Source organism: Kitasatospora herbaricolor (assembly GCF_030813695.1).
Lineage (GTDB): Bacteria > Actinomycetota > Actinomycetes > Streptomycetales > Streptomycetaceae > Kitasatospora > Kitasatospora herbaricolor.
Genome location: NZ_JAUSVA010000002.1, coordinates 4661643 through 4686843 on the forward strand (window position 1 = coordinate 4661643; position 25201 = coordinate 4686843).

The window sequence follows — 25201 nt, forward strand, 5'->3', positions numbered from 1 at the left end:
CCGACGGCCGACCGCGCTTCGGCGCGGCCGGCGGCGGGACAGCTCCCCTCCAGCCTCACACAACCCGACAATCCGGGCATTCCGAACAAGATCGGACACCGTACGTCACCCGGCCGCCTCGCCTCCCGCCGGCGCCGCCGGTACGGACCTCACGCCCGTGCCGGCCTCACACCCGCAGGACCACCTTGCCCACCTGCGTGCCCGACTCCAGCAGGCGGTGGCCGGCGCCCGCCTCGGACAGCGGCAGCACCTGGTGCACCACCGGCCGGACCACCCCGCCCTCGATCAGCGGCCAGACGTGCTCGCGCACGGCCGCGACGATCGCCGCCTTCTCCGCCAGCGGCCGGCCGCGCAGCGAGGTGGCCACCACGGCCGCCCGCTTCGCCAGCAGCGCGCCGAGGTTCAGCTCGGCCTTCACCCCGCCCTGCAGACCGATGATCACCAGCCGCCCGTTCAGGGCCAGCGAAGCCACGTTCCGCTCCAGGTACTTGGCTCCCATGATGTCCAGCACCACGTCCACGCCGGCCCCGCCGGTCGCCTCCCGGACGGCCTCCGCGAAGTCCTGCTCGCGGTAGTTGATGCCGACGTCCGCGCCCAGTTCGGCGCAGCGCGCGAGCTTCCCGGCGCTGCCGGCGGTCACCAGCACCCGCGCGCCGACCGCCTTCGCCAGCTGGATCGCCATCGTCCCGATCCCGCTCGCACCGCCGTGCAGCAGCACCGTCTCGGTCGGACGCAGGTGCGCCACCATGAAGAGGTTCGACCAGACCGTCGCCGTCACCTCGGGCAACGCGGCCGCCTCCTCCAGGCTCACCCCCTTGGGCACCGGCAGCAGTTGCCCGACCGGCACCGCCACCCGCTCCGCGTACCCGCCGCCGGCCAGCAGCGCGCACACCTCGTCGCCGACGCCCCAGCCGGAGACCCCGGCGCCGAGCGCGACGATCCGCCCGGAGCACTCCAGCCCCGGGTACGGGGAGGCACCGGGCGGCGGGTCGTAGAAGCCCTGGCGCTGCAGCAGATCGGCCCGGTTCACGGCGGTGGCCACGACCTCGACCAGCACCTCGCCCTCACCGGGCACGGGATCGGGGACTTCGGCCCAGGTCAGCGCTTCGGGGCCGCCTGGCTGGGGAACGGTGATGGCTCGCATGCCCGCCACGCTACGCCCGCCGGACGGCCCGCCGGCGGACGACCGGCTGACGCGCGGCCGACGAGCGGCGGAGCGGGGCCCCGGGGCGGGCCGCCGGCCGCGCGGCGGTGTCAGTTCCGGTCCCCGGGCCACCGCATGATTCTTCGTATGACCATCGACAGACCACCACCCCGGCCGGACGCCAGGCCGTCGCGGCTGCGATTGGCCGGCATCGGCGCCAGGAGCGTCGCCGAGGGCGGAACGGACTCGGACCGCCAGATCGCCCTGCCCAGCCGTCGCGGCGCCCCGCCGCTGCGGCAGGTGCTCAAGCGCCTGCTGCTGGCCCTCGGGGTGCTGGCCCTGACGACCCTGATCGTCTGGGCCGACCGCGGCGGGTACAACGACAACGCCGACGGCCGGGTCGACCTCCTGGACGCCGCCTACTACGCCACCGTCACCCTCTCCACCACCGGCTACGGGGACATCACCCCGGTCAGCGACACGGCGAGGCTGATCAACATCTTCGTGATCACCCCGCTGCGGGTGGTCTTCCTGATCATCCTGGTCGGCACCACCCTGGAGGTGCTGACCGAACGCACCCGCCAGCAATGGCGCATCGGACGCTGGAGGTCCACCGTGCGCGAGCACACCGTCGTCATCGGCTACGGCACCAAGGGGCGCACCGCCGTGGACACCCTGCTCGGCCAGGGCATCCGCAAGGACTCGATCGTCGTGGTCGACCCGCAGCAGAAGGTGGTCGACCAGGCCGCCCGGGACGGCCTGGTCGGCGTGGTCGGCGACGCCACCCGCACGGACACCCTGCTGCGGGCCGAACTGCCGCGGGCGGCGCAGGTCGTGGTCGCCCCTGAGCGCGACGACACCGCCGTCCTGATCACCCTGACGGCCCGTCAGCTGAACAAGAGCGCCACGGTGGTCGCCGCCGTCCGGGAGGACGAGAACGCCCCGCTGCTGCGTCAGAGCGGCGCCGACGTGGTGGTGACCAGTTCCAGCTCGGCGGGCCGGCTGCTGGGCATGTCGATGCTCAGCCCGCACGCCGGGTCGGTGATGGAGGACCTGCTCACCTACGGCACCGGCCTGGACGTCGTCGAGCGCCCGGTCACCAGGGCCGAGGCCGGGCACAGCCCGCGCGAGTGCGCGGACCTGGTGGTGGCCGTGGTCCGCGGGCGCCGGGTGCTCAACTACACCGACCCGGAGGCGGCGGTCCTGCAGCTCACCGACCGGGTCATCACCATCCGGCCGGCCGGACCGGCGACCACGGGCTGACGGCTGCCGCCCGCCCCACCGGGCGGACCGTTCCGGGCCCGTCCGTTGCGGGCACCGGCAGGGCCGTCCGCCGCACCGGCAGGAGCGTTCAGGGCACCGGCAGGAGTTCCACCGGGGCGCCCGCCGGCACGCCGCCGGGCGGCACCACCGCGAGGGCCTCGGCCAGCGCCAGTCCGCGCAGCATCGCCGGCCCGCCGAAGGCCTGGGCCACGGCGCCGCGCGGGCCCCGCCGGACGGGCAGCAGGCGGGTGTCGTGCGGGTGGCCGGGCAGCGGCTCGGCGGCCGGGGTGACGCACGGGTCGGCGGCGGCCCGGCCGGCCAGCGCGTGCAGCAGCGGCAGGGCCAGCGTGACGGTGCCGGCGACGGCCGCCAGCGGGTTGCCGGGCAGTCCCACCAGGTGGCGGCCGTCCGCGAGTTCGGCCAGCACCATCGGGTGCCCGGGCCGGACGGCGACGCCGTCGACCAGCAGCCGGGCGCCCGCCGCCTCCAGTGCCCGGTGCAGGAAGTCGACCGGCCCGGCGGCGGTGCCGCCGGTGGTGACGACGACGTCGGCGGGCGAGTGCCGGACGGCGTCCCGCAGCAGCCCGAAGTCGTCGCGGACCTGGCGGCGGCCGAGCACCTCGGCTCCGGCCGCGCGCAGCCAGGGCAGCAGCAGCGGCCCGAGCGCGTCCCGGACCCGGCCGGGCTGCGGGAGCCCGGACTCCAGCAGTTCGTCGCCCAGTACGAGCAGTTCGACGGTGGGGCGGCGGTGCACGGCCAGCAGGTCGTGGCCGCAGGCGGCGGCCAGGCCGAGCACGGACGGGCCGACCGGTGTCCCGGCCGGCAGCAGGTGGTCGCCGCGGTGGCACTCCTGCCCGCGCGGCCGGACGTCCTGCCCAGGGGCCAGGCTGCCCGGGGTGCGGTCGTGCAGCAGGGCGCCGTCCGCTCGGCCGTGCTCGCGCCGCAGCACGGCGGTGGCGCCGGGCGGCAGCTGGGCGCCGGTGGCGATCTCCACGGCGGCACCGTCGGCCAGCACCCCGGCCGGCTGTCCGGCCAGCAGCCGGCCCGCCGGGCGCCAGGGGCCGGGGCCGGAGACGGCCCAGCCGTCCATCGCCGAGGTGTCGAAGGCGGGCAGATCGGTGAGCGCGGTGAGCGGCTCGGCTAGGGTCCGGCCGATCGCCTCGGCGAGGTCCACCCGCAGCGGTGCCAGGGGCCGGTCGCCGGCCCGCCGGGCCCTCTCGCGGGCCTGCTGCCAGGAGAGTTCGCCCACCGGCGGGGCGGCCGGCGGCGGGACGCCCGGGTCGCCGGTCCCGAGGCCCGGAGCACCGTCGCCCGGAGCACCGTCGCCAGGAGCACCGTCGTCCGCACCGTGGCCAGGTGCGCCGTGCAGCGGCTCCCGCCGGCCGGAGGCGCCCGGTACGGCGGCGTCCGCCGCGGACGCACCCGGCCCGGCGCCCGTCAGGATGCTCACGTCCCCTCCGGTCGGGCGGCCGCCCAGCGCTCGGCGACGGCCGTCGCCCGCTTGTTGGCCTCTTCGACGGCCTGCGCCCCGCCGCCCCGCAGGGCGGCGGCGTAGCCCACCAGGAAGGCGGTCAGCGGCGCCGCCGGCCGGGCCACCCCGTGGGCGACCACCCTGGTCATGTCCAGCAGCCCGGGTACGTCGACGTCGAGCTCGATGCCCAGCTCGGTGCAGACCTCGGCGATCCAGTCGTCCAGCGTGCGCTCCATAGCCCCATGCTGCCTGATCCCGGGCCTGCCGCGATGTTGGGGCCGTGAGCGGCGCGCGTCGTTTCGCTCACGGCCGGGCGGTGCGGGCTGTGAGCTGCGCCGTCCGGGGGGCGCGGCCGGTCGGACCGGCCTCACCGGGGTCCGCGCTCCGCCGGCCGTCCGGCTCCGGTGCGCTCGCGCTCGCGGGCCCGGGCCAGTTCCTCCCAGGTGTCGCAGTCATGGGTGACGCCGTCGGCGTCCGCCAGCCGCACCGTGCGCAGACCGCCGGTGAGGCGGCGCAGCGGCAGCCCCGCCGGGTCCCCCAAGGCGGCGAGGGCGGACCGCAGCGCCGCGGTGCGGTACGCGGCGGCGAGCGGCTGGTCCCGGCCCGCCGCGTCCACCAGCAGCACCGCCTCGGGGGCGTCCGGGCCCTGCCCGCCGGGGCCGTCCAGGGCCTCGACCAGGCGGTGGACGGTCCGCTCGTCCAGGAAGGGCAGGTCTGCGGCGAGCAGCAGCACCACCGGGGCACTCACCTGCGCCAGGCCCGCGGCCACGGCGGCGACCGGCCCGCCGCCGGGCGGCTGCTCCCTGGTCCAGCGCAGTCCCGTACGGGTGGTCGGCCGGACCGGTCCGACCACCACCGAGGTGGCGGCGCCGGCGCAGGCGGCGAGCACCCGGTCGAGCAGGGTGCTCGCGCCGACCGTGAGGCCGGGCTTGTCCGCGCCGCCGAGCCGCCGGGCGGCACCGCCGGCGGGCACGATCGCGTCGTACGGTGTCATGCCGTCAGTATCCGCCCGGACGGTGCCGGGCCGTCGGTGCCGGGCCTGGCCGGGGCGGTGCCCGGCCGGGGCGGCGTGGCCGGCGGGGCTCGCGGGGCGGGCGCCGGTCTAGTCGTCCTCGACGATCTCACCCTCGACGATCTCGCCGAGCTCCCGGGCCACGTTGGCCGTCGCGCCGTGCTCCAGGATCGCGGGCAGGGTCAGCTCCGCGTACCGCTCGTTCATGGCCGCGACCAGGGCCTCCGGGTCGGTCGGGTGCTCGCGCAGCCGGTTGTCGAAGTCCCGCAGGTACTCGCCGGTGAAGGCCAGCACCTCGGCGGCGTCGTCCCCGCGGTCGGGCGCCCGGTGGCCGGCGATCACCCGCTCGACGCCGAGTTCGGCGATCCGGCCGAGGTTGCGCCGCCACTGCGCCCGCTGCTCGGGGGTGGTGTCGGCGGTCCAGACGTGGGTGCCGTTGTAGGCGAAGTCGCCGGCGATCACCGTGCGGATGCTCGGCACGTGCACCACCGTGGAGCCCTCGCAGTCGCCCTGGCCGAGCAGCAGCACCGGGATCAGCTGGCGGTCGACCATCAGCGGCTGCGGGAGCAGCTGCGCGGGCACCAGCGGGTGGTCAGGGATGTCGTCCCCGTACACCGGCTTCCACTGGGCGACCTTGGCGGCGGCCGTGCGCAGGATGCCCTCCACCACGGGCGGCGCGGCCAGCAGCTGCGCCTCGGGGAAGAGCCGCAGCACCTCCTCCGCGCCGAAGTAGTGGTCGGGGTGCTGGTGGGTGATCACGATGGCGAGCAGCCGGCGGCCCTTGCCGGCCACCCATTCCGCGAGCTCCCGGCCGGCGCTGCGGGTGAGCTGGGCGTCCACCAGGATCGCGCTCTGCTCGCCGAGGATCAGCGTGGAGGTGGCGAAGAAGGCCGATTCGGGGCCGGTGAAGACGGCGATCTCCAACGGGCGGACGTCCGGGGCCCCCGTGCGGCGGGCCGTCGGATCCGGTCCGGCGCTCTCCTCGGGCGGCGACGACGTCACTTCTGCTCCTGGCGGTCGGTCGGGGCCGGAGCCGGGTCGTCCCGGCCCGGCCATGTCTGGACCAGCATGGGAGCAAGCCCCGGCGTTTGGCGGTTAGGCGCGCCCGGCGGGGTCGCAGGCCCCACCACGGGCGCCCCACCGGCCGCGGCCGCGCCGGGGCGGGCCGTCCGACGCCGGGCCCGCGCCGGCCCCCCGGGCGCTTCAGGCGACCGGCGCCTTGGCCTTGAGCTCGGCCTCCTCCAGGGCCTGGGCCTTGGACGCCCGGGCGTGCTCCACGAAGGCCGCCAGCTCGGGCTGGGTCGGGGCCAGGGTGAACTCGGGAACGATGAAGTCCACCTGCAGGCCGAGCATGCCGGTGAGCACCTTCTCCAGGTAGGTGGTGACGAACTCGAAGCCCTCCCGCGGGCTTCCGGGCCCGTACGAGCCGCCGCGCGAGGCGACCACGGTGACGGGCGTGCCGGCCGCGGAGGGCTCGGCGCCGCCGGTGCGACCGATCACGATCACCTGGTCGAGCCAGGCCTTGAGGGTGGACGGGATCGTGAAGTTGTACATCGGGGTGCCGATGACCACCGCGTCCGCCTGCTCCAGCTCGGCGGCCAGCTGCTCCCGCAGGGCCAGTGCGGCCTGCTGCTCGGGGGTGCGGTCCCCGGCCGGGACGAAGGGGGCGGTGACGGCGTGGGCGTCCAGGTGCGGCAGCGGGGCGGCGGCCAGGTCGCGGTAGACCACGGTGCCCTCCGGGTGCTGGGCGAGCCAGGCCTCGCGGAAGACCGCCGAGACCTCCCGGGAGACGGAGCCGTCGGCGAGGGCGGACGAGTCGATGTGCAGCAGGGTGGGCATGACAGACCTCCGATTAATAAGGAGCTGACCTTTTGTCGGCAGCTGCGCTTAACGTAGCAGCTTACTTTTCTATAGTCACTAGCGGGCGGCCGGTACCCTGTATCCATGGCCGCGCAGGAGGTACCGACGAGCACGACCGAGCCCTGTCAGAGCGTGGGCCTCGCCATCACCCGTGCCTTCGAACTGCTCGGCAAGCGCTGGACCGGACTGGTCGTCGCGGTGCTGGACGAACACGGGCCCAGCTACTTCTCCGAGCTGCGCCGGGCCATCCCCGGCATCAGCGAGCGGATGCTCTCCGACCGGCTCACCGAACTCGCCGACGCCGGTCTCGTGCTCCGCCAGGTCGACGAAGGCCCGCCGCTGCGGGTCAGCTACCGCCTCACCGACTCCGGCGCGGCGCTGCGCCCCGCCCTGGGCGAACTCGCCCGCTGGGCCGAGCTGCACCTCTGCCCCGGCCGCCCGACCTGCTGATCTGCTGATCTGCCGACCGCAGGCCCCCGGATGTGCCGGTCAGGGGCCGGCCGCGCGCGCCGCGAACGCAGAACAGCACCCGGACCAGGCGGTCCGGGTGCTGCGACGTGCGAGGGAGGGTGGCAGGCCTACTCGGCCCGGCCGGCGCCGTTCTTCTTGCCGGTGATCCGGTCGAAGCGGTCGGTCAGGCCCCAGGAGGTGACCCGCCACAGGGCCTCCAGGACGATGCTCCGGCTCATCTTGGACGCGCCGAGCTCCCGCTCGACGAAGGTGATCGGCACCTCGGCGACCTTGAAGCCGGCCTTCACCGTGCGCCACGCCAGGTCGACCTGGAAGCAGTACCCGGCCGAGGCGACCTCGTCCATGCCCAGCCCGAGCAGCGTCTCCTTGCGGAACGCCCGGTAGCCGCCGGTCACGTCGCGGATCGGCACACCCAGCATCAGGCGCGAGTACGTGGAGCCGCCGCGCGAGAGGAGCAGGCGCGACTTCGGCCAGTTCACCACCCGGCCGCCCGGCACCCAGCGCGAACCCAGCACCAGGTCGGCGCCGCGCAGCGCGGTCAGCAGCCGGTCGAGCTCCTCGGGGCGGTGCGAGCCGTCGGCGTCCATCTCCACCAGCACGTCGTAGCCGTGGTCGATGCCCCAGCGGAACCCCGCCAGGTACGCCGCGCCCAGGCCTTCCTTGCCCTTGCGGTGCAGCACCTGCACCTGCGGGTCCGCGGCGGCCAGCTTGTCGGCGATGTCACCGGTGCCGTCGGGGCTGTTGTCGTCCGCCACCAGCACGTGGACCTCGGGCACGGCCGCCCGGACCCGACCGACGATCAGCTCGACGTTCTCGGCCTCGTTGAACGTCGGGATGATCACCAGCACCTTGCCGAGATCAGCAAAAGTCTGCTGGGTCGCGGTCACGTGCAAGCCTCTCGAGCGATGGGGGCGGGGAACGCCGCCCGTACCCGCATCAACGATGCAGGACCTTCCGGACGGCCCGCGGAGACAGAAAGTCTTGAGAACCGGCATCCTATACCGCACCCGGAGGGCCACTCCCCGCGCGGTCCGCGAAGGCGGTCCGCACACGCATGGCCACCCCGGCCGGACGGCTTGCCAAGCCGTACGACCAGTCGGCTAGGGTCGACTCCCAGCCTCTGCCAGGATTGACCGCGCCCGCAGGGCCACCTCCCGGCGATCCGGCGCCCACCTCAGTGCCGAAGGAGTAGGACCGCGCGCATGGACCGGCTCGTCAACACCGTCCGCCCGTACGCCTGGGGCTCGGTCACCGCGATCCCCGAACTGCTCGGGCAGGAGCCCACCGGCAGCCCGCAGGCCGAGCTGTGGATGGGCGCCCACCCCGGTGCCCCCTCCCGCACCGACCGGGGCGACGGACCGCGGCCGCTCGACGAGCTGATCGCCGCCGACCCGCAGGGCGAACTCGGCGCGGACACGGTGGCCCGGTTCGGCAACGGACTGCCCTTCCTCTTCAAGGTGCTGGCCGCGGGCATCCCGCTCTCCATCCAGGCCCACCCCACGCTCGACCAGGCCCGCGCCGGGTTCGCCGCCGAGGAGGCCCTCGGCATCCCGGTCGACGCCCCGCACCGCAACTACCGCGACGCCAACCACAAGCCCGAACTCATCTGTGCACTCGACGAGTTCGACGGCCTCTGCGGGTTCCGCCGCCCCGCCGACGCGGCCGCCCTGATGGCCGCGCTGGAGGTTCCCGCCCTCACCCCCCTGATCGGCCTGCTGCGGCGCGGCCCCGAGCCCACCGCGCTGCGCGAGGCCCTGGCGCACATCCTGACCATGGCCCCGGACACCGCCGAGGGCATCGTCAGGCAGAGCGCCGAGGCCGTCGACAAGGCCGCCGCCGGCGACCCCGACGGCCCCTACGCGCCGTACGCGCTGATCACCCGGACCTTCCCCGGCGACATCGGCCTGCTCGCCGGCATGCTGCTCAACCACGTCCGGCTGCAGCCCGGCGAGGCCCTCTACCTCGGCGCCGGCGTCCCGCACGGCTACCTGTACGGCACCGCCGTGGAGCTGATGGCCAACTCGGACAACGTGCTGCGGGCCGGCCTCACCCCCAAGCACATCGACGTCCCGGAGCTGATGAAGGTGGTCGGCTTCACCCCCGCCGACCCCGACGTCCTGCGGCCCGTTCCGGTGCCCGGCACACCCGGCGAGGAGCTGTACCCCGTCCCGATCGACGAGTTCCGGCTCTCCCGCTTCCTGCTCGGCGAGCAGGAACGGCGGATCGACGGCCGCGCCCCGCAGATCCTGCTCTGCACCGAGGGCACGGCCCGGCTCACCGCCGCCGACGGAGAAACCCTGGACCTCGCCCGCGGCGAGTCCGCGTTCCTCCCGGCCACCGGCACCGACACGACCCTCACCGGGCCGGGTGCCACCGTCTTCCGGGCCACCGTCACGCTCTGAGGCCGCGGCGCCGCCCGTGCGGCCCCCGCCCTTCCCGACCGGCGGTGCTGAGGCCTCGTCAGACCTGCGCCCCGGGGCCCGGGGCGGCCCGTGGCAGGATCGAACGGTGACCACCACGCCGGACACCCGCCGCCCCGGGCGCCTGCGCCGCCTCGCGCCGCTGCTCGCGGCCGGCGCACTGCTCAGCGCTTGCGGCACCGTACCGGCTACGGCCCCCGCGGCCGCGCCCGGCCGCGCCGACTGCCCCGACCCCGGCGTCGCCATCACGTCCGGGCCCGCCGACGCCGCCATGGGGCTGCGCGTCCTGACCATCGAGATGGTCAACTGCGGCATCCACCGCTACACCGTCACGGGGTACCCCACCGTCGAGGTCCTGGACGACGAACACCGGCCGCTCGGTGTCAAGGTCGAGAGCGGCTCCTCCGCCTACGGCGCGGTCGGGGGCCTCGACGCCACGCCCGTCCAGGTCACCCTGCTGCCCGGCGAACGGGCGACGAGCCTGCTGGCCTGGCGGAACACCCTGGTCGGCCCGGTCCTGCCGACACCGCTCACCGCCGGCACCGGCACCCACCTGGCCATCGGCCCCACCGCCGACCGGCCCCCGCAGACCGTGACGCCCGACCACCCGCTCGACTTCGGCGACGCCGTCGCGCCGGCCGTGGCGCCCTGGACCAGGGCCGCCCGGTAGCGGCCGGCCGCCGTGGCCGCCGGATCGCCGCGCCGCATCGGCGCCCCTGCCGCACCGCATCCGATTGTTGCGGCAATGCGAAGCGAATGCCCTTACCGGCAGGTCCGCACGGCCGACGACGGCATTCCGGTACCCGAAGCCGGAAGGGGGCGCCCGGCGAGCGCAACGGATTCCGTCGGCCCGCGACGGACCCCCACCCGACCGGCGCAGAATTCCGGCGTTCCGGACGGCCCGGAAGGAATCCGGAGAACCGGGCAAAAACGAAACCCGGAATTCCGGGGCGGCATGGCACGCCGCCGCGGAACTCCGGGCTCGTCGGAACGATTTACCGCAGATGCGTCAGTCGGTGGTGTAGAACCCGAAGAGGTCCACGATCAGGTCGGCGTTGCCGTCACTGACGTTCCAGAAGTCGATGACGCCGGTGGACCCGCTGCTCGCCTGGACCAGGTTCGGAACGGTCTGGGCCCGCTGCCAGTTGAGCACCGAACCGGGCTGCCGGTTCGGCACGTAGGCAGTCCCGTTGAGGTACGAGTCCCAGCTGTTCGGGTCCGGGGTGACCGCGAGGAAGCCCACGCCGGTGGTGTTCGTCACGGTGGTGTTGAGCACGAAGCCCGTGACGGTCGGCAGGTCCTTGCCCAGCGGGACGGGGTAGTACTGGCTCCGCAGCAGCGGGCCCTCGGCCTCTTCCCGGGTGTCGATCAGACGGACCGGGGAGGCCGGCAGGTAGGCGCTCCGGCTCGCGCCGCTGTAGTAGCCGACCACGTCCACGATCACGTCGGCCGGCTGCCAGCCGCCGTTCTTGATCTGGATCCTGCCGTCGGCGCCGACCGGCGCGATCACGGAGTTGGCGACCGTCTGGTTCGCCACGAAGTTGACGTTGGACGCCGTCGGAGCCGTCTGGCCGCCGGGGTAGACCGTCAGGAAGCCCGCACTGCGCGGGTTGGTGACCGTCACGTTCAGCGCCACCGAGGTGACACCGGAGACGGGCAGCTGACCGCCCGCACCGCCGGCGATCTGCAGGGAGAACGAGGCGCCCGCGCCGAGCTGCGCCGCCGACGACACACCGGTGCCGTCCCGGGTGTCCGCGATGCGGGTCGAGGCCAGCGAGGTGTAGCCGCTGGTCGAGCTGGAGCTGAAGTACCCGGCCACGTCGGCGATCAGGTCGACGCTGCCCCAGCCGCCGTTGTACAGGTCGACGTAGCCGTTCGCGCCGACCGGCACGATCACCAGGTTCGGCACGGTCTGGCCGGCGTTGAAGTTCAGGTTCGACGTGGTCGGCAGGGTGGTGCCCTCGCCGTACGCCGTGATGTGACCGGCCGTCGTGGCGTTGGTGACCGTCACGTTGAGGGCCACCGCGGTCACGCCGACGGGGATGCCGCCGTTGCCACCGATCTGCACCCGGGCGTTGGTGTACGGCTGCACCCCGCTGCCGCGGGTGTCCAGCAGACGGGTCGGGCCGTACGGGGTGTACAGCGAGCCGTACGTGGTCACCGTCATCTTGTTGACGACCTGGTTGGCCGACTCGTCGGTGGCCGTCACCGTGATGGTGTAGGTGCCGAGCTTGGCGTACGAGTGCGTGGACTTGTCCTGGCTGCCGCCGGTGGACTTCGTCGTGCTCGTCTGCCCGTCGCCCCAGTCGACCACCGTGGTGACCGGCACGTCGGCGCTCTTCACCTCGGGGGTGAGCGAGAAGCCGTACGCGCTGGTGCCCTGGGCGACCAGGCCGAGCGAGAGGTTCGGGTTGGCGGTGGAGTCCGCCGCGGCGTGGCTGCCGAAGGTACCGGCCTGGGCCTTCGAGTGGACCGCCTTGTCCGCCGGGCTGGTGACGGTCGGGAAGTTCACGGACTTGGCCGCGGACAGCTCGGCCCCAACCGCGCGCTGGGCGCCGGCGGCTGCGGCGGGCGAGCCCGCCGCGGGGGACGAGCCGGCAGCGAAGGCCGCACTCGGTATCAGGGCGACACCGGCCGCGAATACAGCTGCGGCCGCTACGAGACGGGGATGAGGCACTGGCCACCAGTTCTCTTGAATACCGATCAGGACAGACAGGAGGCTCAGCGTACAGATCGTCGGCATTCCCAACAACGCAATTCCTGACGGCTTTGCCGGCCCCGTCCGCGACCCGGCCGCCCACCGTGCCAGAAATGCGGCAAAGGGGATCAATCAGCCTCCCATCATGGCCTTTCCGGGCGCTTCCACCTCGACCGGGAGGCGAATCCCCCGGGTAACGCAAGGGGAAGTCCGGGCGTCGGAATGCTGAAATCGGCCCGTGAGGGTCACCTCCCGCACCCCGTGTGGATCCGCCACGAACACACCGTCAGTGAATTGCGACCCACCGTCACCCGACCGGAGGCGGAAGCTCCCCGTTCGTGCTGTCCGGCCGCACGCCTCACCGGTCACCCTGGGCCCGGATCGCCCGCCTCGGCCGGAAGCAAGGGGAAGAGCCGGGTGACGACCGCGACCGGCCGGGCCCCGTCGGGGCGCGCCAAGGGGCGCTGCTCGCGGTCCTGGTAGGGGGCGAGGGCCCGCCGGACCGCGGCGGCGACCGTACTCATCTCCCCGAGCGTCAGGTAGGCGACCGCACTGAACGCCTCGTCGTGGCGCCGGCCGGCCGGCTCCTGGTCCCGCCGGTCGAGCCAGCGTTGCCAGCTCTCGTCCTCCAGCCTCCGGGCCAGGTCCCCGAACTCCACCTGGTCCGGGTCGCCCGCGGGTGCCTGGTGCCGCAGCCGCCAGGGACGCGCCCGGCCTCCGCGGTGCGGGGCCTCCTCGACGTACCCGTACCGGGCGAGCTGCCGCAGGTGGAACGAGCAGAGCCCGGAGCTGTGACCGAGCCGCCCGGCCGCCTCGGTTGCCGTGACGGTACCGACCTCGGCGAGCAGGTCCAGCAGGGCGGTCCGGATCTCGTGCTCGGGCAGCCGGTCCGCGCCCGGATCGGCCGAGCCGGGCGCGGAGTTGACGTCTTCTTCAGCCACTTTGCAAAGTCTGCTACTTTGCAAAGCCACTGGCAAGCCACTGGCAAGCCGCCGGCAGGAGACCGGGGGACCCGACCGCGAGGCACCGGCCCGCACCTGCCGCGCCACGGCGCCCGCACGAAGCGAGAAGAGGGGGAGACGGCATGTCCGTCCGCCATGACCGGCCCCGTCCCACGGACCGGCGGGTCCGCCTGCAGGGCGTACCCGTGGACTCCCACCCCGCCTTGCCGCCGGAGGCCGAACGCGGTTCGGTGCGGCGGGTCACGGAGGTGGGCGAGGAGGTCCTGCGGCGGCCGTGCCGGGAGGTGACCGCGTTCGGCACCCCCGAGCTGTCGGCGCTGATCGACGACCTCTTCCTGACCATGCACGTGGCCGAGGGCGCCGGCCTGGCGGCCAATCAGATCGGCGTGGATCTGGGGGTGTTCGTCTGGGACTGCCTGGACGACGCCGGGATCCGGCACGTCGGCCACATCGTCAACCCGGTGCTGGAGCTGCCGGGGCCGGGCGCCCGCCGGCTCGTCGACGACCTGGAGGGCTGCCTCTCGGTACCCGGCGCCGCCATGTCCCTGCCCCGCACCGACCACGCCGTGGTACGCGGGTTCGACCTGACCGGCAGTCCCCTCCTGATCGAGGGGACCGGCTACTTCGCGCGCTGCCTGCAGCACGAGAGCGACCACCTGGCCGGCCACCTCTACCTGGACCGACTGTCCCGCCGAGACCGCAAGGAAGCCCTGCGGGAGACGGCCGACCGCCGCGAGGAGGTCCTGGCCCGACGCAGCGTCAAGGCCGCCGGCCTCGGCCGGCCCGTGGCCTGACGGCTGCTCCTGACGCACGCTCCTGACGCACGCTCCTGCTCCTGCTCCTGGACAGCCTCGCCGCCGATGACATGTCGGTCTTCCGTCACCTTCTGGCTTCTCCGCCGCCCCACCCCGACGTCACCCGGGACCGGTCCCCGGTCGATGCCGATTCCTCGGCGCGACGAAGAGTTTGCGGCTGCGTCACCGGGCACCAGGACTAGCATGTGAGATCAGATCGGGCTCCGGCGGGCTTCCCGCGCCGTGCCGGTCTGTACGCGTGAGACCGACCCACGGAAGGCTGACGCCGTGCGGAAACTGATCTACGGCATGAACCTGAGCCTGGACGGCTACATCGCCGCGCCCGGCGACGACATCGGCTGGAGCGTGCCGAGCGACGAGCTGTTCCAGTTCTGGTCCGACCAGTTGCAGGCGACCGACCTGTCGCTCTACGGGCGCAAGCTGTGGCGGACCATGAGCTCCCACTGGCCGACCGGCGACCGGCGGCCCGGTGCCACCCCGGCGGAGGCCGAGTTCGCGCGCCGCTGGCGGGACATGGCGAAGGTGGTGTTCTCCTCGACGATCGACGAGGTCGACTGGAACACCCGCCTGGTCGCCGGCGACGCGGTCGCGGAGATCACCCGGCTCAAGGCCGAGGACGGCGGCCCGATGGACATCGGCGGCGCGACGCTCGCCGGCGCGGCCATGCGGGCCGGGCTGATCGACGAGTACGTGCTGGCCACCGCACCGGTCCTGGTGGGCGGCGGCACGCCGTTCTTCACCGCGCTGGACTCCTGGGTGAACCTGAACCTGGTGGAGACGCGGACACTTCCCGGCGGCGTGATCCTGACCAGGTACGAGACCAGGCGCTGAGCGCCCGTCCCGGGTGCCCCGGACACCGCACCCCGAGCCACCCGAACGAGTGAAGCCCCTGAACTGCGGGTCTCATGACAGCGGCGGTGCCGCCGTCCGTCCGCCGACCGCCGCGGGACCCCGCCCAGCCCTTCGGGCCCCCGCCCGGCCCGCCCGCTACTCCCGCGTCATGTCCACGAAGCGCGAGTAGTGGCCCTGGAAGGCCACCGTGATGGTGGCCGTCGGGCCGTTACGGTGCTTGGCGACGATCAGGTCGGCCTCGCCGGCCCGGGGGGACTCCTTCTCGTAGGCGTCCTCGCGGTGGAGCAGGATGACCATGTCGGCGTCCTGCTCGATCGAGCCCGATTCACGCAGGTCGGAGACCATCGGCTTCTTGTCCGTACGCTGCTCGGGACCACGGTTCAGCTGGGAGAGCGCGATGACCGGGACTTCGAGCTCCTTGGCCAGCAGCTTCAGGTTTCGCGACATGTCGGAGACCTCCTGCTGGCGGCTCTCGGCCCGGCGCGAGCCGCCGGACTGCATCAGCTGGAGGTAGTCGATGACGACCAGCTTGAGGTCCTGACGCTGCTTCAGCCGGCGGCACTTGGCCCGGATCTCCATCATCGACAGGTTGGGCGAGTCGTCGATGTAGAGCGGGGCGTTGGTGACGTCGGGCATCCGGCGGGCGACGCGGGTCCAGTCGTCGTCCGTCATGTTGCCGGAGCGCATGTGGTGCAGGGCGACCCGGGCCTCGGCGGACAGCAGGCGCATGGCGATCTCGTTGCGCCCCATTTCGAGCGAGAAGATCACGCTCGGCAGGCCGTTGGTGATCGAGCAGGCGCGGGAGAAGTCCAGCGCCAGGGTCGACTTGCCCATCGCGGGACGGGCCGCGATCACGATCATCTGGCCCGGGTGGAGGCCGTTGGTCAGCGCGTCGAGGTCGGCGAAACCGGTGGGGACGCCGGACATCTGGCCCTGCCGGGAGCCGATCGCCTCGATCTCGTCGAGGGCGCCCTCCATGATGTCGGCCAGCGGGGCGTAGTCCTCGCTGGTGCGCTGCTCGGTGACGGCGTAGATCTCGGCCTGGGCGGCGTTCACGATCTCGTCGACGTCACCCTCGGCGGCGTAGCCCATGCCGGCGATCCGGGTGCCGGCCTCGACCAGCCGGCGCAGGACGGCCCGCTCGTGGACGATCTCCGCGTAGTACTCGGCGTTGGCGGCGGTCGGGACGGAGTTGACCAGGGTGTGCAGGTAACCGGGGCCACCGACCCGGACCAGCTCACCGCGCTTGGTCAGCTCACTGGCGACGGTGATCGGGTCGGCCGGCTCGCCGCGCGCGTAGAGGTCGAGGATCGCGCTGTGGATGAGTTCGTGCGCCGGACGGTAGTAGTCGAGCGGTTTGAGCACCTCGACCACGTCGGCGATGGCGTCCTTGGAGAGCAGCATGCCGCCGAGGACCGACTGCTCGGCCGCGAGGTCCTGCGGGGGGACCCGCTCGAAGCCGTCGACGGCACCGGGGCGCTCGTCCTCCTCGTCGCGCCGCTGCTTGCCGCCGCCCCGCTGGAAGCCGCCGTCGCGTCCCTTGCCGCCGCCACCGCCACCGCCCTGTCCACCGCCGCCGCCACCGCCACCCGCACGGCCGCGCGAGACCGGCAGCCGGTCGCCCGGCACGTCCGGGAACGGGGCGTCGGCGAAGGGGCCGGCCGGGAAGGCGTCGTCGGACGGCTGCCAGTCGTCCTCCGGCGGCGGGGCATCGTGGTCGTCGTACTGGGGGCCGGTCACGCGTGTTCCCCGATCAGCGATTGGTGCGAGTTGGAGCAGGCCTTGCCGGTGACTCGGTGGAGCGGTGGTGCGCTCCTCTTTCTACGCCACCGTGCCGACAAATCGGACGGCGGGCAGCGGTTGGAGTGTCGGGCGAGCGACCCACGCTAAGGGGCCGGGTGCCCTTCAGCCAAGATGGTTATCCACAGGCCGTGTGGATGACGGGCCCGTCCCTGTGGAGAACTGCGCCAAACCTGTGGACACCCCTGTGGACAGCACTGTGGATAACCACACCATCGCCCTACCGTCAACCTGTTGACCTGCGATTACTCCTTCCACCGGCTGTGCATGAGAAATAGTTCACACGCCGGTGGACCCAGCCGGCCCCCAGGCCTGTGGATACCCTCGGCCCGGTTGTCCCGTAATGACTGACATCACCTTGTGACACTTACCTGTGGATGAGTAGGCTGGCCGTCATGACGCTCCCCGCAGACCTCCGCAGCCGCGACCGGCGCCGGCACGACCGCGAGATCCTCGCCCTCGCGGTGCCGGCCTTCGGCGCGCTGGTCGCCGAGCCGCTCTTCCTGATGGCCGACTCCGCGATCGTCGGCCACCTGGGCACCCCGCAGCTGGCCGGCGTGGGCGTCGCCTCCGCCGCCCTCACCACCGTCGCCGGGGTGTTCGTCTTCCTCGCCTACGCGACGACCGCCGCGGTCGCCCGCCGGATCGGCGCCGGGGACCGCCGGGCCGCCGTCCAGCAGGGCCTGGACGGCATCTGGCTCGCCCTGCTGCTCTCGCTGGGCGTGGTGGCGCTGGCCCTCCTGCTCGCCCCGTGGGCGGTGTCCCTGCTGGGCGCCTCCCCCACCGCCGCGCCGTTCGCCGTGACGTACCTGCGGATCAGCTCGCTCGGCCTGCCCGCGATGCTCATGGTGATGGCCGCCACCGGGGTGCTGCGCGGTCTGCAGGACACCCGGACCCCGCTGGTGGTGGCCGTCGGCGGGTTCGCCGCGAACCTGGGCCTGAACGTCGTCCTGGTGTACGGTGCCGGGCTCGGGGTGGCCGGCTCGGCCTGGGGCACCGTGCTGGCCCAGACCGGGATGGCCGCCGTCTACCTGGTCGTGGTGGTCCGCGGGGCCCGCCGGGAGGGCGCCGGCCTGCGGCCGGACCCGGCCGGCATCCGCGCCTGCGCGAAGGCCGGCGGCCCGCTGATGGTCCGCACCCTCAGCCTGCGGGCCGTCCTGATGATCGCCACCGCCGTGGCGGCCCGGCTGGGCGACGACCAGATCGCCGGACACCAGATCGCGATGACCCTCTGGATCTTCATGGCCTTCGCCCTGGACGCCATCGCGATCGCCGGTCAGGCGATCGTCGGGCGCTACCTGGGCGCCGGGGACGTCCCCGGGACCCGGGCGGCGACCCGGCGGATGGTCGAGTGGGGCGTGGGCTGCGGCGTCCTGCTCGGACTGCTGCTGGTGGTCGCCCGACCGCTCTACGTCCCACTCTTCACCCCGGACCCGGCCGTCCAGGCCCAGCTCGACGACGTGCTGCTGCTGGTGGCGCTGAGCCAGCCGGCCGCAGGGGTGGTCTTCGTCCTGGACGGGGTCCTGATGGGCGCGGGCGACGGCACCTACCTCGCCTGGGCGATGCTCGGCACCCTGGTGGCCTTCGTCCCGGCGGCCCTGGCGGTGCCGGCGCTGGGTCTCGGCCTGACCGGCCTGTGGTGGGCGATGAACCTGTTCATGCTGGTCCGCGGCGCCTTCCTGTGCGGCCGGGCGCGGAGCGGCAAGTGGCTGGTCACCGGCGCGGTCCGGGCCTGAGCCGAACCGCCCGGATCGCAGCGGCGCCGCGGGCGACCCGCCGTCCGGGAACGACCGAGGGCCGGGCTCCATGACGGAGCCCGGCCCTCAGGCCACTGCTACGGGATTCAGGCGGACACGACGGCGACGTCGAGGTTGGCCTGGACGTCGGCGTGCAGCTTGACCGAGACCTTGTGGGTGCCCACGGTCTTGATCGGCGAGGCGATCGCGACGGCGCGCTTGTCCACGACCGGGCCGCCGGCGGCCTTGACGGCCTCCACGACGTCGGCCTGGGTCACCGAGCCGAACAGGCGGCCGGCGTCGCCGGAGCGAACGGCCAGCTTGACCTGGAGGCCCTCCAGCTTGCCCTTGACCTCGTTGGCGGCCTCGAGCGTCTGGATGGCGTGCACCTTGCGGGCGCGACGGATGGCGTCGACGTCCTTCTGGCCGCCCTTGGTCCAGCGGATGGCGTAGCCACGCGGGACCAGGTAGTTGCGGGCGTAGCCGTCCTTGACCTCGACGACCTCGCCGGCGCCGCCGAGACCCGGCACCTCGTGAGTGAGGATGATCTTCATTATTCGGTCACCCTCTCTTAGCGCGCGGTGCTGGTGTAGGGCAGCAGCGCCATCTCACGGCTGTTCTTCACGGCCGTGGCGACGTCGCGCTGGTGCTGGGTGCAGTTGCCGGTGACCCGGCGGGCGCGGATCTTCCCGCGGTCGGAGATGAACTTGCGGAGCAAGTTCGTGTCCTTGTAGTCAACGTAGTTGACCTTGTCCTTGCAGAAGACGCAAACCTTCTTCTTAGGCTTGCGAGCAGGCGGCTTCGCCATCGTGTGCTCCATTTGGGTTTCACGGTCCGGGCCCGCGGATCAACGCGGGTGCCCGGTCCGCACGAAATCTGTCAGCTTTAGAACGGGGGCTCTTCCGAGAAGCCGCCACCGGCCGGGGCACCCCAGCCGCCGCCGCCCTGGTTCCCACCAGAGGGGGCGCTGGACGCCCACGGGTCGTCGGACGGGCCGGACTGGCCGCCGCCGGAGTTCCCACCCCAGCCACCGCCGCCCTGCTGCCCGCCGCCGTACCCGCCGCCGCCCTGCTGGCCGCCGCCGAAGCCGCTGCCACCACCGGGAGCGCCGGAACCGCCCGGCCCGCCGGACCGGTTGGCCCGGGTGACCTTGGCGGTCGCCGAGCGCAGGCTGGGGCCGACCTCGTCGACCTCGACCTCGAAGACCGTCCGCTTCTCGCCTTCCTTGGTCTCGTAAGACCGCTGGCGCAGTCGGCCCTGCACGATGACGCGCATGCCGCGCTGCAGCGACTCGGCCACGTTCTCCGCCGGCTGCCGCCAGACGTTGCACGTGAGGAAGAGGCTCTCGCCGTCCTTCCACTCGTTCGTCTGGCGGTCGAAGGTGCGGGGGGTGGACGCGATGCGGAACTTCGCGACCGCCGCACCCGACGGGGTGAAGCGCAGCTCGGGATCGTCGACGAGATTGCCGACGAGGGTGATGACGGTCTCGCCTGCCATGGTGGTGGTGACCTCTCGGTGGAGTCCGCGTTCAATGCTCGCCGCGCTGTTTCACGTGAAACAGGCGACGCGAGTCACCCGACGCCCGGAGGCGTCAGAGGTGGCTCAGTGGGTGTCCGGGCGCAGGACCTTGGTCCGGAGAACCGACTCGCTCAGGCTGAGCTGGCGGTCGAGCTCCTTGACGACCTCAGGCGTGGCCTTGAGGTCGATGACCGAGTAGATGCCCTCGGACTGCTTGTTGATCTCGTAGGCCAGACGGCGACGGCCCCAGGTGTCGATCTTCTCGACGTTGCCGCCACCGGTGCGGACGACGTTGAGGAAGTTCTCGATCAGGGGGGAGACAGCGCGCTCCTCGACCGACGGGTCGAGGATGACCATCAGCTCGTAGTGACGCATGGGTAACCCACCTCCTTTGGACTCAACGGCCACGGTCTCTCCGTGGCAGGAGGGTTGTGCAGCGTCGGCACCGGAGCAGTGACGACACGGCCACCGTAGCGGCCGGGTCCGACAATGCGACCCGCCGTTCCCGCAAGAGGGCACGAGGGGGCACAACTACACCAGTGCAGACCGCACAGCCTACCCGCACCCGGTCGGGCGAACAAAATGCATAGGGGTTGTGATCCATGCCCCAACCACCGCAATCTGGACGGAAGGCCGCGACGGCTGCGACCGCCTGCTCGTTCGTCTCCTCCTCAGGAGGTGGGACTCATGGCACAGACCATGCACCGGTTCCCCGCGCTCACCCTCAACACCGACGGCCACCGGCATCCACGCGAGAACACCCTGGTGGGCATCACCGCCCTCCTCGGGGTCCTGGCCTTCACGACCTCGTTCTTCCACGGCCTGCACATGCTGAGTTCCTGGACCGGGATCATCGGCGTCGTCACCGGCATGTACGGGCAGTTCATCTCCGTCACCACCGCCGAACGGTTCGTGCTGGTCGTCGCGACCGGCATGTCCGCGTGGGGCTTCTACCTGGGCATCGCCCACGGCGGATTCTGGTGAGCCCCGCGCGCTGACGCGCCCACGAGATCCGCCGCCGGCGGAACCCCAGGCGCCCCCGTCTCGTACCTATCGGAGGACAGGTGACCGGACGGGGGCGTCGCACTGCCCGCGCCCGAAGCGGTCCGGGATCCGGACGATAGGGTCACTGCCAGACCCTGGGCAGCACAGCCCGACCAACAAGGAGCACCGAGCATGAGTCTGCGCCTGAGGACGATCACCCGCGAGGAGCACCTCGCCTTCATCCGGACCCGCGCCTCGGCCAGCCACATGCAGGTGCCGTCCTGGGGCGACGTCAAGGCGGAGTGGCGCTCCGAGTCGATCGGCTGGATCGACGAGTCGGGCGAGATCGTCGGGGCCGGCCTGGTGCTCTACCGCCAGCTCCCGAAGATCAAGCGCTACCTGGCGTACCTGCCCGAGGGCCCGGTGATCGACTGGTTCGACCGCGACCTGGACCGCTGGCTGGAGCCGATGCTGGCGCACCTCAAGTCGCAGGGCGCCTTCTCCGTGAAGATGGGCCCGCCGGTGGTGATCCGGCGCTGGGACGCGCCGACCATCAAGGAGGCGATCGCCGCCAAGCAGGCCAAGCGGCTGCGCGACGTCGAGGCCGACTGGTACGAGGCCCGGGCCTTCGAGGTGGCCGACCGGCTGCGGAAGTCCGGCTGGCTGCAGGGCGAGGACGGCGGCGCCGGCTTCGGCGACGTGCAGCCGCGCTACGTGTTCCAGGTGCCGCTGGCCAACCGCTCGCTGGACGACATCCAGAAGGGCTTCAACCAGCTCTGGCGGCGCAACATCAAGAAGGCCGAGAAGAGCGGCGTCGAGGTCGTCCAGGGCGGCTACGAGGACCTGGCGGTCTTCCACCAGCTCTACCTGGTGACCGCCGAGCGCGACCGCTTCACCCCGCGCCCGCTCGCCTACTTCCAGCGGATGTGGAACGCGCTGACGGCCGAGGACCCGAACCGGATGCGCCTGTACATCGCGTACCACGAGGGCGAGCCGCTGGCGGCGACCACCATGCTCGTGGTGGGCGAGCACATCTGGTACTCCTACGGCGCCTCGGCCAACCACAAGCGCGAGGTCAAGCCGTCCAACGCCATCCAGTGGCGGATGATGCGCGACTCGTACGCGCTCGGCGGCGGGGTGTACGACCTGCGGGGCATCAGTGACACCCTGGACGAGAACGACCACCTGTTCGGCCTGATCCAGTTCAAGGTCGGCACCGGCGGCCAGGCCGCCGAGTACCTCGGCGAGTGGGACTTCCCGCTCAACAAGCTGCTGCACAAGGCCCTCGACATCTACATGTCGCGGCGCTGACCCGCCCGGCCCGCTGTCCCCCTTCCTCGTCCCCATTCCCTCCGGGAGATGACCCGATGACGCTGTCGCTCTACCTCGACACCGACCGCTGGCGCGCTCACCAGCAGTCCGTGCTGGCCGAGTTCCCCGGTCTGGTGCCCGTGGCCAAGGGCAACGGCTACGGCCTGGGCAACCAGCGGCTCGCCGAGGAGGCGACCCGGCTGGGCACCGGCATCCTGGCCGTCGGCACCGCCTACGAGGCGGCCGACGCGGCCACCTGGTACGGCGGCGAGCTGCTGGTCCTGACTCCGTACCGGATCGGCGAGGAGGTGCTGCCGCTGCCGCACGCGCGGGTGATCCGCACGGTGGCGAGCACCGACGCGCTGCGGGCGGTGCCGGGCGCGCGGGTGGTCGTGGAGTGCATGACCAGCATGCGGCGGCACGGCATCGCCGCCGGCGACCTGGCGGCGGTGGCCGAGATGGTGGACAGCGTCTCCTTCGAGGGCCTGGCCCTGCACCTGCCGATGGACCGGCCGGACGGCTCCGACCCGGTGGACGAGGTCGCCCACTGGGTGGACGCCGCCTCGGCCGCCGGCCTGCCGATCCGCACCGTGTTCGTCAGCCACCTCGGCGCGGCCGGCATGGCCCGGCTCGCCGAGCGCTACCCCGCCACGGTGTTCCGGGCCCGGATCGGCACCCGGCTGTGGCTGGGCGACGGCGGCGCGCTGGAGGTCCGCGGCACGGTCCTCGACGTGACCCCGGTGGTCAAGGGCGACCGCTACGGCTACCGCCAGCACCCGGCGCCGTCCGACGGGCACCTGGTGGTGGTCACCGGCGGCACCGCGCACGGCATCGGGCTGGAGGCGCCCAAGTACGTCCAGGGCGTGTCCTCGCGCGCCAAGGGCATCGCCCGGGCCGGCCTGGCGACCGTCAACAAGACCCGTTCGCCGTACAACTGGGACGGCAAGCAGCTGTGGTTCGCCGAGCCGCCGCACATGCAGGTCTCGCTGCTGTTCCTGTCCGCCGAGATCCGGCCGCCGGCCATCGGCGACGAGCTCGGGCTGCAGGTCCGGCACACCACCACGCACTTCGACCGGGTGGTCGACCGCTGAGCCGGCGGACCGGACCACGCGAACGGGCCGGCGGCCGCACCCGGAGTGCGGCCGCCGGCCCGTTCGCTTCCCCGCGGTGAGGCGCCGTCAGTGCCCGGCCGCCGGCCGGGGGAGGCCCGGCAGGTCCGCCCCGGCCCCGCCCACGCCCGGCTCCGCGCCCGGCTCGACGGCCGTCGGCTCGACCGCCTCGGGGACGTTCAGCCAGCCCTCGGCGCCGGCCGGCGCGTAGGCGGCGTAGGTCGCCTCCTCCTTGAGCCGCCGGGCCGAGCCGAGCACGAAGACGTCCGGGGCACCGTCGAGCACCCCGCCGGACGGGTCGTCGCTGCCGTCCCAGCGGACCGGGTCGCGGTCCGGCAGCAGGATGTCGCGGACGATCACGGCGCACAGGTAGAGCGTGCCGAGCAGGTGCAGCGCCACCGCGAAGTGGTACCAGGAGTCGCCGATGCCGTGCTGCTTGCCGCCGGTCACGAAGCCCAGGTGGGACCAGATGCCCAGGGTGTAGAGCACCTCGCAGGCCTGCCAGACCAGGAAGTCCCGCGCGGCCGCGCGGCCGGGCCAGCACCGCGAGCGGGATCAGCCAGAGCACGTACTGCGGCGAGTACACCTTGTTGGTCAGGACGAACGCGGCCACGATCAGGAACCCCAGCTGCGCGAGCCGCGGCCGGCGCGGGGCCGACAGCGCCAGCCAGCCGATCGCCAGCGCGCAGAGCACGAGCAGCAGGGCGATGTAGGTGTCGAGGTTCTCCAGCCCGACGCCGCGGTTCTGCATCAGGATCACCCAGAAGGACCCGAAGTCCTCCTTGCGGTGCTTGCTGAAGGTGTAGAAGGTCGCCCAGCCGTCGAAATTGGCCAGCATGATCGGGACGTTCACCAGCAGCCAGGCCGCCACCGCGCCGCCCAGCGCCTGCCCGAACTCCCGCCACCGGCCGGCCCGCCAGCAGAGCACCAGCAACGGGCCGAGCAGCAGCACCGGGTAGAGCTTGGCGGCCGTGGCCAGACCGATGAAGACACCGGCCAGGACGGCCTTCGAGTTGGACCAGCAGGCCAGCGCCCCAGCGCGACGGCCAGGAGGTCCCAGTTGATCGTGGAGTTGAGGGCCAGGCAGGGCGCGAGGGCGAACAGCAGCGCGTCCCAGGGGCGGCGGCGGTGGGTGCGGGAGATCGCCACCACGGCGACCACGGCGCAGGCCATCAGCAGGCCCGCGTTGATCACCCAGAACCACTGCTCCTGCTGCTGGCCGGTACCGCCGCCGGGCGTGAGCCAGGCCGCGACCTGCATGAACAGCCCGGTCAGCACGGGGTATTCGAGGTACTGCATGTCCGGCGATCCCTGCGGGATCCTGTCGACGTACGGGTGCAGCCCGTCCGCGAAGCCCCGGCCGGTGAACAGGTGCGGGATGTCGCTGTAGCAGGCGTGGACGTACTGCGGCGAGCCGGCCTGGAACCAGCCGCCGTCGTAGCAGGGCAGCTTCTGCATCATGCCGAGCACCGAGGTCAGGATCACGGCGAGCGCCAGGAAGCGGGCCGGGATCCACCAGGAGACGCCCAGCAGGGCGCGCCGGCCGGGCGGGCCGCCGAAGACCTCGCTGCCGGCCGCGGCGACCGGGTCCTCGTCGGCCGGCACGACGACCGTGTCCGGCTGCGGGCCGGGCCGGTCGGCGGGGCCGGTCGCCACCGCGACGGGGGCGTGGAATCCCGCCCCGGCGGCCTCTTCGGGCCGGTCCGGCCCGGTGGATTCGTCACGCGCGCTCGACGTCATGCCGGACATCCTGCCGCACCGCGGGCGGGTGGACG

Annotated in this window: 23 protein-coding genes and 2 pseudogenes; 10 read left to right on the plus strand and 15 right to left on the minus strand. The window is 73.1% G+C overall.

What is annotated here, in order from left to right:
- Window positions 1-166: 166 nt before the first annotated feature.
- Window positions 167-1144: an NAD(P)H-quinone oxidoreductase gene (locus J2S46_RS20805; RefSeq protein WP_191288530.1), complete on the minus strand. Its 978-nt coding sequence runs from the start codon at window positions 1142-1144 to the stop codon at window positions 167-169.
- A gap of 147 nt (window positions 1145-1291) precedes the next feature.
- Between J2S46_RS20805 and J2S46_RS20810 the strand changes: the two genes are divergently transcribed.
- A complete protein-coding gene (locus J2S46_RS20810) occupies window positions 1292-2407 on the plus strand; it encodes a potassium channel family protein (protein ID WP_191288529.1) in 1116 nt (371 codons plus the stop codon).
- An 88-nt stretch (window positions 2408-2495) separates the two neighbouring features.
- Here J2S46_RS20810 and J2S46_RS20815 read toward each other — a convergent pair whose 3' ends face one another.
- From J2S46_RS20815 to J2S46_RS20835, 5 genes and pseudogenes are all read right to left on the minus strand, one after another.
- Entirely contained in the window at window positions 2496-3857 is a 1362-nt protein-coding gene (locus J2S46_RS20815) for a molybdopterin molybdotransferase MoeA (protein WP_370882213.1), read from the minus strand.
- A pseudogene (locus J2S46_RS20820) lies at window positions 3854-4132 on the minus strand (DUF6457 domain-containing protein); the annotation flags it as partial. The gene J2S46_RS20815 and the pseudogene J2S46_RS20820, both read right to left, overlap by 4 nt.
- 113 nt (window positions 4133-4245) lie before the next feature.
- A complete protein-coding gene (mobA, locus tag J2S46_RS20825) occupies window positions 4246-4872 on the minus strand; it encodes a molybdenum cofactor guanylyltransferase (protein ID WP_191288527.1) in 627 nt (208 codons plus the stop codon).
- 108 nt (window positions 4873-4980) lie between these two features.
- Window positions 4981-5892 (minus strand): MBL fold metallo-hydrolase, encoded by a 912-nt coding sequence (locus tag J2S46_RS20830; protein ID WP_191288526.1) that lies wholly within the window; start codon window positions 5890-5892, stop codon window positions 4981-4983.
- Between the two features lie 201 nt (window positions 5893-6093).
- A complete protein-coding gene (locus J2S46_RS20835) occupies window positions 6094-6729 on the minus strand; it encodes an FMN-dependent NADH-azoreductase (RefSeq protein WP_191288525.1) in 636 nt (211 codons plus the stop codon).
- A gap of 105 nt (window positions 6730-6834) precedes the next feature.
- On the opposite strand from J2S46_RS20835, the gene J2S46_RS20840 reads away from it, so the two are divergent.
- A complete protein-coding gene (locus tag J2S46_RS20840; protein WP_073929182.1) occupies window positions 6835-7200 on the plus strand; it encodes a winged helix-turn-helix transcriptional regulator in 366 nt (121 codons plus the stop codon).
- Between the two features lie 128 nt (window positions 7201-7328).
- On the opposite strand, the gene J2S46_RS20845 is transcribed toward J2S46_RS20840, so the two are convergent.
- A complete protein-coding gene (locus tag J2S46_RS20845; protein WP_229912210.1) occupies window positions 7329-8108 on the minus strand; it encodes a polyprenol monophosphomannose synthase in 780 nt (259 codons plus the stop codon).
- A 315-nt stretch (window positions 8109-8423) separates the two neighbouring features.
- Here J2S46_RS20845 and manA point away from each other — a divergent pair, with 315 nt between their 5' ends.
- The gene (gene manA / locus J2S46_RS20850; RefSeq protein WP_191288523.1) at window positions 8424-9623 is read left to right on the plus strand and encodes a mannose-6-phosphate isomerase, class I; all 1200 of its coding nucleotides are present in this window, start codon (window positions 8424-8426) and stop codon (window positions 9621-9623) included.
- A gap of 106 nt (window positions 9624-9729) precedes the next feature.
- On the plus strand, window positions 9730-10311 hold the full coding sequence (locus J2S46_RS20855) for a DUF4232 domain-containing protein (RefSeq protein WP_191288522.1): 582 nt from the start codon (window positions 9730-9732) through the stop codon (window positions 10309-10311).
- Between the two features lie 339 nt (window positions 10312-10650).
- On the opposite strand, the gene J2S46_RS20860 is transcribed toward J2S46_RS20855, so the two are convergent.
- The gene (locus J2S46_RS20860) at window positions 10651-12153 is read right to left on the minus strand and encodes a PKD domain-containing protein (RefSeq protein WP_191288521.1); all 1503 of its coding nucleotides are present in this window, start codon (window positions 12151-12153) and stop codon (window positions 10651-10653) included.
- A 551-nt stretch (window positions 12154-12704) separates the two neighbouring features.
- On the minus strand, window positions 12705-13280 hold the full coding sequence (locus J2S46_RS20865; RefSeq protein ID WP_370882214.1) for a winged helix-turn-helix domain-containing protein: 576 nt from the start codon (window positions 13278-13280) through the stop codon (window positions 12705-12707).
- A 143-nt stretch (window positions 13281-13423) separates the two neighbouring features.
- Between J2S46_RS20865 and def the strand changes: the two genes are divergently transcribed.
- Both def and J2S46_RS20875 read left to right on the plus strand, forming a co-directional pair.
- Window positions 13424-14095, plus strand: coding sequence for a peptide deformylase (gene def, locus J2S46_RS20870; RefSeq protein WP_191288520.1), 672 nt, complete (start codon window positions 13424-13426; stop codon window positions 14093-14095).
- A gap of 288 nt (window positions 14096-14383) precedes the next feature.
- Window positions 14384-14947 (plus strand): dihydrofolate reductase family protein, encoded by a 564-nt coding sequence (locus J2S46_RS20875; protein ID WP_191288519.1) that lies wholly within the window; start codon window positions 14384-14386, stop codon window positions 14945-14947.
- Window positions 14948-15103: 156 nt separating this feature from the next.
- On the opposite strand, the gene dnaB is transcribed toward J2S46_RS20875, so the two are convergent.
- Window positions 15104-16597, minus strand: a complete 1494-nt coding sequence (gene dnaB / locus J2S46_RS20880) for a replicative DNA helicase (protein ID WP_191288703.1) — start codon at window positions 16595-16597, stop codon at window positions 15104-15106.
- Between the two features lie 566 nt (window positions 16598-17163).
- Here dnaB and J2S46_RS20885 point away from each other — a divergent pair.
- The gene (locus J2S46_RS20885; protein WP_191288518.1) at window positions 17164-18504 is read left to right on the plus strand and encodes an MATE family efflux transporter; all 1341 of its coding nucleotides are present in this window, start codon (window positions 17164-17166) and stop codon (window positions 18502-18504) included.
- A gap of 107 nt (window positions 18505-18611) precedes the next feature.
- Here J2S46_RS20885 and rplI read toward each other — a convergent pair whose 3' ends face one another.
- The 4 genes from rplI to rpsF form a co-directional block, all read right to left on the minus strand.
- On the minus strand, window positions 18612-19058 hold the full coding sequence (gene rplI / locus J2S46_RS20890; protein ID WP_073929191.1) for a 50S ribosomal protein L9: 447 nt from the start codon (window positions 19056-19058) through the stop codon (window positions 18612-18614).
- Between the two features lie 17 nt (window positions 19059-19075).
- Window positions 19076-19312 (minus strand): 30S ribosomal protein S18, encoded by a 237-nt coding sequence (rpsR, locus tag J2S46_RS20895; protein ID WP_030304537.1) that lies wholly within the window; start codon window positions 19310-19312, stop codon window positions 19076-19078.
- Between the two features lie 77 nt (window positions 19313-19389).
- Entirely contained in the window at window positions 19390-20001 is a 612-nt protein-coding gene (locus tag J2S46_RS20900) for a single-stranded DNA-binding protein (protein WP_191288517.1), read from the minus strand.
- 105 nt (window positions 20002-20106) lie between these two features.
- Entirely contained in the window at window positions 20107-20397 is a 291-nt protein-coding gene (gene rpsF, locus J2S46_RS20905) for a 30S ribosomal protein S6 (protein WP_073929193.1), read from the minus strand.
- 312 nt (window positions 20398-20709) lie between these two features.
- Between rpsF and J2S46_RS20910 the strand changes: the two genes are divergently transcribed.
- The 3 genes from J2S46_RS20910 to J2S46_RS20920 all read left to right on the plus strand — a co-directional run bounded on the left by J2S46_RS20910 (window position 20710) and on the right by J2S46_RS20920 (window position 23408).
- Window positions 20710-21006: a hypothetical protein gene (locus J2S46_RS20910; RefSeq protein WP_191288516.1), complete on the plus strand. Its 297-nt coding sequence runs from the start codon at window positions 20710-20712 to the stop codon at window positions 21004-21006.
- A 192-nt stretch (window positions 21007-21198) separates the two neighbouring features.
- On the plus strand, window positions 21199-22317 hold the full coding sequence (locus tag J2S46_RS20915; RefSeq protein ID WP_191288515.1) for a lipid II:glycine glycyltransferase FemX: 1119 nt from the start codon (window positions 21199-21201) through the stop codon (window positions 22315-22317).
- A 56-nt stretch (window positions 22318-22373) separates the two neighbouring features.
- Window positions 22374-23408: an alanine racemase gene (locus tag J2S46_RS20920; protein WP_191288514.1), complete on the plus strand. Its 1035-nt coding sequence runs from the start codon at window positions 22374-22376 to the stop codon at window positions 23406-23408.
- A gap of 87 nt (window positions 23409-23495) precedes the next feature.
- Here the strand turns inward: J2S46_RS20920 and J2S46_RS20925 are convergent.
- Window positions 23496-25166, minus strand: a pseudogene (locus J2S46_RS20925) (glycosyltransferase family 87 protein).
- Window positions 25167-25201 lie beyond the last annotated feature (35 nt).

What these genes read in the sequence shown, in the direction of transcription:
- J2S46_RS20805 (WP_191288530.1), bottom strand. Translation starts at nt 1,144, where the DNA reads ATGCGAGCCATCACCGTTCCCCAGCCAGGCGGCCCCGAAGCGCTGACC.
- rplI (WP_073929191.1), bottom strand. Translation starts at nt 19,058, where the DNA reads ATGAAGATCATCCTCACTCACGAGGTGCCGGGTCTCGGCGGCGCCGGC.
- mobA (WP_191288527.1), bottom strand. Translation starts at nt 4,872, where the DNA reads ATGACACCGTACGACGCGATCGTGCCCGCCGGCGGTGCCGCCCGGCGG.
- def (WP_191288520.1), top strand. Translation starts at nt 13,424, where the DNA reads ATGTCCGTCCGCCATGACCGGCCCCGTCCCACGGACCGGCGGGTCCGC.
- rpsR (WP_030304537.1), bottom strand. Translation starts at nt 19,312, where the DNA reads ATGGCGAAGCCGCCTGCTCGCAAGCCTAAGAAGAAGGTTTGCGTCTTC.
- J2S46_RS20840 (WP_073929182.1), top strand. Translation starts at nt 6,835, where the DNA reads ATGGCCGCGCAGGAGGTACCGACGAGCACGACCGAGCCCTGTCAGAGC.
- J2S46_RS20920 (WP_191288514.1), top strand. Translation starts at nt 22,374, where the DNA reads ATGACGCTGTCGCTCTACCTCGACACCGACCGCTGGCGCGCTCACCAG.
- J2S46_RS20810 (WP_191288529.1), top strand. Translation starts at nt 1,292, where the DNA reads ATGACCATCGACAGACCACCACCCCGGCCGGACGCCAGGCCGTCGCGG.
- J2S46_RS20885 (WP_191288518.1), top strand. Translation starts at nt 17,164, where the DNA reads ATGACGCTCCCCGCAGACCTCCGCAGCCGCGACCGGCGCCGGCACGAC.
- J2S46_RS20915 (WP_191288515.1), top strand. Translation starts at nt 21,199, where the DNA reads ATGAGTCTGCGCCTGAGGACGATCACCCGCGAGGAGCACCTCGCCTTC.
- J2S46_RS20900 (WP_191288517.1), bottom strand. Translation starts at nt 20,001, where the DNA reads ATGGCAGGCGAGACCGTCATCACCCTCGTCGGCAATCTCGTCGACGAT.
- manA (WP_191288523.1), top strand. Translation starts at nt 8,424, where the DNA reads ATGGACCGGCTCGTCAACACCGTCCGCCCGTACGCCTGGGGCTCGGTC.
- J2S46_RS20835 (WP_191288525.1), bottom strand. Translation starts at nt 6,729, where the DNA reads ATGCCCACCCTGCTGCACATCGACTCGTCCGCCCTCGCCGACGGCTCC.
- rpsF (WP_073929193.1), bottom strand. Translation starts at nt 20,397, where the DNA reads ATGCGTCACTACGAGCTGATGGTCATCCTCGACCCGTCGGTCGAGGAG.
- J2S46_RS20910 (WP_191288516.1), top strand. Translation starts at nt 20,710, where the DNA reads ATGGCACAGACCATGCACCGGTTCCCCGCGCTCACCCTCAACACCGAC.